The following is a 2,034-nucleotide window of genomic DNA, read 5'->3' on the forward strand; positions in this document are numbered from 1 at the left end:
CTCGGGCCCGCCGCCGAACGGCCCACAGCAGCAGTGAACGCAGACCACCAGTCAGGGTTTCGGGGAGGGGACCGATGACGGACGACAGGACCACCCAGCCGGCACGGTACGTGAACGACGACCTCTACATCCCGATCCCGGTGGGCGGGATGCCGACGTCGGGCCTCGCCCTGACCGGCCTGGAGATGGACAACGTCGACCACGCCGCGACGCCGAAGGGCCTGGTCACCGCGCCCGGTGAGGCAGGCGTCAAGACCGAGTGGGACGCGACCAGCCTGGACTCGGCCATCACCTGGCTGGAGACCCACGCCGCCTACCTGAACAAGCTCTCCTACGACATGGTCGACATCCAGGACCTGATGGGGGGCGCGGCCAGCGGCGTGGCGGGTGGGGCGGGCGGCCAGCCGAGCCCGCTCGGGGGGTTCGACTGGGCGGCCCGGTTGGCAGCCAAGCACCAGGGGCTCTACCAGGGCACCGAGTCCGGTGTCCGCAAGCTCTCGCAGAGCCTGTACGACGCGGCGGAGGCGCTGCGCCAGGTCAAGCAGAACTACGAGACGGCGGAGGAGCAGAACAGGATGTCCGCCGCCGACATGCAGCGTGTCTTCGGCGACGTGGCCGGCAATGGCGACGGACGCTAGGACGGGGGAGGACGGCAGATGGGCCTGAGCTGGGAAGAGATGTGCCAGAAGGTCGTCATCGACGGCCGGCCGGGTGACGTGGAGAGCGCCGCCCTCGGCTGGGAACAGCTGATCAAGAATCTCAACAACGTCAAGCAGAGCCTCGACACCAACATCAAGGACCTGGGTACGACCTGGAAGGGTCCGGCGTACGAGGCGTTCAAGGGTCACATCGAGCAGATCTCCAAGGACACCGGGCAGATCGTGGCGGACGCGGAGAAGGGCACCGGCATCGTCCAGTCGCTCAAGACCGCCGCCGACAAGCTCACCGCGGCCCAGCGGGACTTCCCGGTCCCGGCGACCTGCGTCAACGACGTGTTGGAGGCGCGTAACGCCAAGCTGACCCTCGGGGTCGGCTTCTTCGAAGCGAAGGTCTCGCCGGACTTCCTGGGCTGGTTCGACCCGGTGACCGCGATCGCCGACTGGATCAACGACCAGTCGGAGGACGCGGCCCGGGTCTACGAGCAGGTGAGCGGTGACTACCAGGCCATCGCGCCCGGCACTCCGGGCGATGCCGGCCCCCCCACCACACAGAGCCCGACGACCGAGATTCCCGATCTGGGCACCGGTGGTGGCGGTGGTGGCGGTGGCGGTGGCGTGCCGAAGCTCGGCGGCGGCCCGTCCACCGGCGGCCTGGGGGCCACGCCCTCGATCGGCGCCACCGACATGCCGGGCACGGGCAACCTGCCCAGCGGGTCCGGTGCCCATCCCGACCTCTCGGGCGGGTACGACTCCGGCACGGGCACCTACCCGAGCACCGGTGGCGTCCCGGGCGTCGGCGGTGCGGACGACGAGTTCAGCAGTGGCCTCGCGGGTGCGGGTGGTGGCGGTTCGCCCGGTCTCGGCTCCGGTCTCGGAGGCGGCCTGGGCTCGGGTGGCCTGGGCTCGTCCAGCGGGCTCGGCAGCGGCGGTGGCGGCCTGGGCGGCGCCGGTGCCCTCGCGGGCGGCGGCGCGCTCGGCCGGGCGGTCTCGCCGGGCATGGGCCCGATGATGGGCGGCGGCGCGGCGGGTGCCGGTCGTGGCGGTGGCCGGGGCGCCGGTGGCCGACTCGGCGCGGGCGGCAAGCTGGGCGGCGGCATGGCACCCGGTATGGGTGGCGTCGCCGGTGGCGGCGGTGCCGGCGCCGGTCGGGGCGGCGCCGGGCGTGGCGCGGCGGGGGCCGGTGGTCGGGGCGCGGGTGCTCGCGGCGCCGGTGGCGTGGCCGGGACGGGCGGCGGTGCCGGCTACGGCGAGGAGGACACCGCCCGCAACACCTGGTTGGAGGAGGACGAGGACGTGTGGGGCGCCGACAGCGGTGGCACCTCCGGCATCCTGCGCTGAGCTTTCCGCGTCACGGCGCTGCTGCGGTCGACCGCAG

At 73.0% G+C, this 2,034-nt stretch carries 2 protein-coding genes; both read left to right on the top strand.

Annotated features, from left to right (window positions below; all coding sequences use genetic code 11):
- The first annotated feature begins 74 nt into the window (after positions 1 to 74).
- Positions 75 to 638, top strand: a complete 564-nt coding sequence (locus AB0J68_RS31540) for a hypothetical protein (protein ID WP_354855541.1) — start codon at positions 75 to 77, stop codon at positions 636 to 638.
- Between the two features lie 18 nt (positions 639 to 656).
- Positions 657 to 1,997, top strand: coding sequence for a WXG100 family type VII secretion target (locus tag AB0J68_RS31545; RefSeq protein WP_354855542.1), 1,341 nt, complete (start codon positions 657 to 659; stop codon positions 1,995 to 1,997).
- Positions 1,998 to 2,034: the final 37 nt, after the last annotated feature.

Source organism: Micromonospora sp. NPDC049580, from assembly GCF_040675595.1.
Taxonomy (GTDB): Bacteria; Actinomycetota; Actinomycetes; order Mycobacteriales; family Micromonosporaceae; genus Micromonospora.

What these genes read in the sequence shown, in the direction of transcription:
- AB0J68_RS31540 (WP_354855541.1), top strand. Translation starts at nt 75, where the DNA reads ATGACGGACGACAGGACCACCCAGCCGGCACGGTACGTGAACGACGAC.
- AB0J68_RS31545 (WP_354855542.1), top strand. Translation starts at nt 657, where the DNA reads ATGGGCCTGAGCTGGGAAGAGATGTGCCAGAAGGTCGTCATCGACGGC.